This is a genomic window from Streptomyces spiramenti, assembly GCF_012034385.1.
GTDB classification, from domain to species: Bacteria; Actinomycetota; Actinomycetes; order Streptomycetales; family Streptomycetaceae; genus Streptomyces; species Streptomyces spiramenti.
This window is the reverse complement of the sequence record NZ_JAAVJB010000330.1, coordinates 1-4,264: the sequence shown is the minus strand read 5'-3', so window position 1 is coordinate 4,264 and position 4,264 is coordinate 1. Positions and strand designations below refer to the sequence as shown.

Sequence of the window (4,264 nt, the reverse complement as noted above, 5' to 3'; positions counted from 1 at the left end):
CCCCCGCCGGGGGAAGCGCGCCGGTCCCGCCGGAGGCGGACCGGTGAACGGCCGCACCCCGCCCCCCGCGGCCCCGGCCCAGCCGCAGGAGCACCGCCGCGCCGCGGCCCGCGCCGGGCTCTCCCGCGCCACCGCGTTCCCCCTGATCTTCGGGGTCGTCGCGGCCCTGCCCTTCGCCGTCGCCGCACAACCGGGCGAAGGGATCCGCGACACCGCGTTCGCTCTCCAGTTCGTCGTCGCCTGCTACGCGGGCGCCCGGCTGTGCGCCATGGTCCTCGCGGGCCGACGCCGGCTCATCCAGGGCGCGTTCTGGCTCTTCTGCTACCTCGCGATGGGCATCGCGCCGCTGGCGCAGTCGGTCCTCGGCCGCGACCCCACGCCGGTGGTCGGGCCCCGCTCGGACACCGTCCTGGCCACCGCCCTGGTGCTGCTGGGGATGGTCGCCTTCGACGTGGGCGCTCTGCTGGCCCGCAACCGGCCCACGCTGCGGCGCCGGGCCCGCCGCCCCGCCCGCGTCGACCGCCCCCGGCTCTGGCTGCTCGTCGGGTTCTCCCTGCTCGCCAGCTCGCTGCTCATCGTCCAACTCGGCGGCCCCGCAGTGTTCTTCACCAGCCGGGAGGAGATCATCGCCGGCCTCGCGGAAGCCACCGCCGGCGAGGTCGACCAGGAGACGGGTGAGGCGGGGAACGCGCTGCTGCGCGGCTTCGGCACCGTCCCCGTGCTGCTGTCGCTGCTGCTGCTGACGCGGTGGCTGGTCACCTCCCGGAACGCCAGGCGGCGGCCGGCGGTCCTCGGGGCGTGGACGGTGGTCCTGGCCGTCAACGTCGTGGTCAACAACCCTGTATCGAATCCGCGTTACTGGTTCCTGACGGTGCTCTTCTCGCTGCTCTTCACCGTCTTCCCCCGCAGCCCCGTGATGTACCGGGCGTCGCTGGCGCTGGGCGTCGTCGTGGCGCTGTTGATCTTCCCCTTCGCCGACCGCTACCGCTACAGCGACGACGCCGCCGGACCCGCCGCCACCGACTCGCTGCTGGAACCCCTGACGGTCAAGGACTACGACCAGGTCGGCATGTTCGCCAACCACATCTCTTACGTGGAGGACGGCCAGCACACCTTCGGCCGCCAACTCCTGGGCTCGGTGCTGTTCTTCGTGCCGCGCACCCTGTGGGAGGAGAAGCCGCTCGACAGCGGCGTCCTCGTCGGCGAGTGGATGGGCACCAACAACACCAACCTCTCCTCCCCGCTGTGGGCCGAACTCTGGATCGACTTCGGGCCGTTGGGGATGACAGCCGGGCTGCTCGCCGTGGGCTACGGCGCCGGGCGCGCCGACCGGCGCTACGTCGACCGCACGCTCCACGACCCCGCCCCCGGCAACGTGTTCGCTGTGGTTGTGCCCCTCGTCGCCGGGTACAGCTTCATTCTGCTGCGCGGGTCGCTGCTCCAGGCCACCGGCCGCATCGTCATCGCGGCCCTCTGCCTGGCGCTCGTGACCGGCTTCCGGGACCGCCCGGACCGGCGGCTGTGGTGACGCCACGGCCGCGCGCACCGCGCCACCGGCCCCACCCGCCCGCGCGCCCGATCCGGACGCGCCGGCCCCGAACCGAGGAGTGCCCGCACCGATGAGTGTCCTCCACCGCCTCCGCAACGCCGTCCGCCGCCTCGGCGTCGACATCACCCGCTACCCGGCCGGCTGGTCCGGCCCGCAGCTCGCCCAACTGCTGCGCGCCCACCGGGTGGACGTGGTGCTGGACGTCGGGGCCAACGAGGGCGAGTACGGCGCGATGCTCCGCCGCGCCGGCTACGCGGGGCGGATCGTCTCCTTCGAACCGCTGACCACGCCCGGCCGCGCGCTCGCCCGCCGTGCCGACGCCGACCCCAGCTGGACCGCGCTGCCCTTCGCGCTCGGCGACACCTCCGGCACCACCACCGTCAACGTCTCCGGGAACCGCGGCGCGAGCAGCTCGCTGCTGCCCATGCTGGACCGGCACTCCGACGCCGCCCCGCACGCCCGCTACGTCGGGACCGAGGAGGCGCGCCTGCGGCGGCTGGACGAACTGTGGCCGGAGATCGTCCGACCCGGCGAGCGGGTCTTCCTCAAACTCGACGTCCAGGGCTACGAGGAGCAGGTGCTGCGGGGCGCGGGCGGACGGGCGGCCGAGTGCGCCGGTCTCCAGGTCGAGACCTCCTTCGTGCCGCTCTACGAAGGGTCGATGCTGCTCTCCGACACCCTGGAACTCGTCGTCGGCCGCATGGGGATGACTCCGATGGCGGTCATCCCGGGCTACGTCGACCCGCGGACCGGGCAGATGCTCCAGGCCGACTTCGTGCTCTTCCGCGACGTGTCGGAGCCCGGGCGCCCCGACACGTCCGACACACCGGACGCCCCCGGGGCGCCGGTGCCGCCCGGGGGCACCGCCGACCCGCCGTCCTGACACGCCGACCGCTCCGCGACCGCTCCGACAGACCGCAGCCGGGCGGGTGTTCCGGCCGCGACGCACCTCCGCCGCCCCGCCGCCACGCGCGGGGCGGGTCAGACCGGGCCCGCCACCGGGCCGGAAGGGGAACCGCACCATGCGCGTGCTGCACGTCGTCACCCACCACTCGCCGGACCACGTCTTCGGCGGCCCGACCAGGGTCGCGCTCAACCTGTGCCGCGCGTTGCGAACCGCCGGCGACGAGGCGGCCGTCCTCACCGTGGGGGAGGGATTCGAGGGCGACCTGCCGCGCGAGGTGGACGGCGTCCCGGTGAAGCTGTTCCCGGCGCGCCGGCTGATACCGGGGTTCGGCTTCGCCGGGATCACCTCCCCCTCGCTGCTGGCCCGCGCCGGCGGCCTCGTCCGCTCCGCCGACGTGGTCCACGTCCACCTCGCCCGTGACCTGGTGACCTTCCCCGTGGCCCTCCTGGCGCTGCTCGGCGGTCGACCCCTGGTCCTCCAGACCCACGGCATGATCGACCCCACCCGTGTCCCGGCGGCCCGCCTCGCCGACGCCCTCGGGGTGCGGCGGGTGCTGCGCGGCGCCGACATGCTGCTCCACCTCACCGACGCGGACCGCCTCGGCGTCGCCTCGGTGACGGCCCCCCGGCTGCCCGCCCGCTCCCGGCGCCTGGTCAACGGGGTGGCCCGGCAGGAACACCGCCGACCCCCGCGGTCCGAGCGCGGAGGACCGCCGGTGGTGCTGTTCCTGGCGAGGCTGGAGGACCGCAAGCGTCCCGCCGACCTGATCGCCGCCGTCCCCGCCGTGCGCGCGGTGCACCCCGACGCGCGGTTCGTGCTGGCCGGCGCGGAGACCGGGGGACTGGCCGCCCGTCTCACCGCACACGCCGAACGGCTCGGCGTCGCCGACGCCGTCGACATCGTGGGGCCGCGGGACCACGCGGGGGTGATGTCCCTGATGCGGTCCGCCGACGTGTACGTGCTGCCCTCGACCTTCGACCCCTTCCCTGTCAGCGCGCTGGAGGCGCTGTCGGTCGGGCTGCCCGCCGTGGTCACCGCGACCAACGGCCTCGCCCCCGACGTGCTGCGCGCCGGCGCCGGGCGGGTGGTGGCCGGTATCGACGGCGACGCCGGGTTCGCCGGCCATCCGGGCGCGCCGCTGCCCGCGGCCCGGGGCGCCCGCCCCGGGGACGGCGCGACCGACGGCAACGGCGCCCTGATCGCCGCCGCCGTCCTCGAACTGCTGGAGCCCTCGGCCAACGAGGCCGCCTCCGTCGCCGCGCACGGGCTGGTCGCCGAGCGGTTCACCATCGACGCCGTCGCCGACCGGCTGCGGGAGCTCTACGCGGAGGTGCTGGCCCTCCACGCCTGAGCTGAGCCCCGCCCCGGTCACCGCGGGGTGTGCTGCCGGCGCGCCCGGAGCGCGCGACGCGCCGGCAGCCCCGGCGGTGCCCCGGTTCAGGGCATCAGCGGTGCGTGCTCCGGGCAGAGATGCGCGACCGCCTCCTCCGCCCCGGGGATCTCGCCGGACTCCACCGCCTCCTCGATCGCCTCGGGGGCGTGGCGCGACAGGTACCCCAGCCGCTCGCACGCCTCCTCGCCCAGCAGCAGCAGCGCCCCCGGGTCGGCGCCGCGCGGCGCCTCCTGCGCGCCGAGGAAGTCGCGCTGGCCCTCGCTGAACTCGATCGGTACCTCGGGCACGCTCTCGCCGTCCCGGGCCCCCTCCTCGTCCACCGCGCCCTCGCCCGCCGGCCCGGTGCCCGGCTCGGCCGCGTCCGCGTCGCCGCTCCCGCTCCCGCCGCCGCCTCGACCGTGTCACGCCCCGGGAG

Annotated in this window: 4 protein-coding genes; 3 read left to right on the top strand and 1 reads right to left on the bottom strand. The window is 75.8% G+C overall.

Annotated elements, in window-relative coordinates:
* The first annotated feature begins 43 nt into the window (after nt 1-43).
* The 3 genes from HCJ92_RS22665 to HCJ92_RS22655 all read left to right on the top strand — a co-directional run bounded on the left by HCJ92_RS22665 (nt 44) and on the right by HCJ92_RS22655 (nt 3,807).
* Nucleotides 44-1,528, top strand: coding sequence for a hypothetical protein (locus HCJ92_RS22665; RefSeq protein WP_338054333.1), 1,485 nt, complete (start codon nt 44-46; stop codon nt 1,526-1,528).
* 91 nt (nt 1,529-1,619) lie between these two features.
* Nucleotides 1,620-2,432: an FkbM family methyltransferase gene (locus HCJ92_RS22660; protein WP_167935474.1), complete on the top strand. Its 813-nt coding sequence runs from the start codon at nt 1,620-1,622 to the stop codon at nt 2,430-2,432.
* Nucleotides 2,433-2,571: 139 nt separating this feature from the next.
* Nucleotides 2,572-3,807 (top strand): glycosyltransferase, encoded by a 1,236-nt coding sequence (locus HCJ92_RS22655; protein WP_167935473.1) that lies wholly within the window; start codon nt 2,572-2,574, stop codon nt 3,805-3,807.
* An 86-nt stretch (nt 3,808-3,893) separates the two neighbouring features.
* On the opposite strand, the gene HCJ92_RS22650 is transcribed toward HCJ92_RS22655, so the two are convergent.
* A complete protein-coding gene (locus HCJ92_RS22650; RefSeq protein ID WP_167935472.1) occupies nt 3,894-4,136 on the bottom strand; it encodes a hypothetical protein in 243 nt (80 codons plus the stop codon).
* Nucleotides 4,137-4,264: the final 128 nt, after the last annotated feature.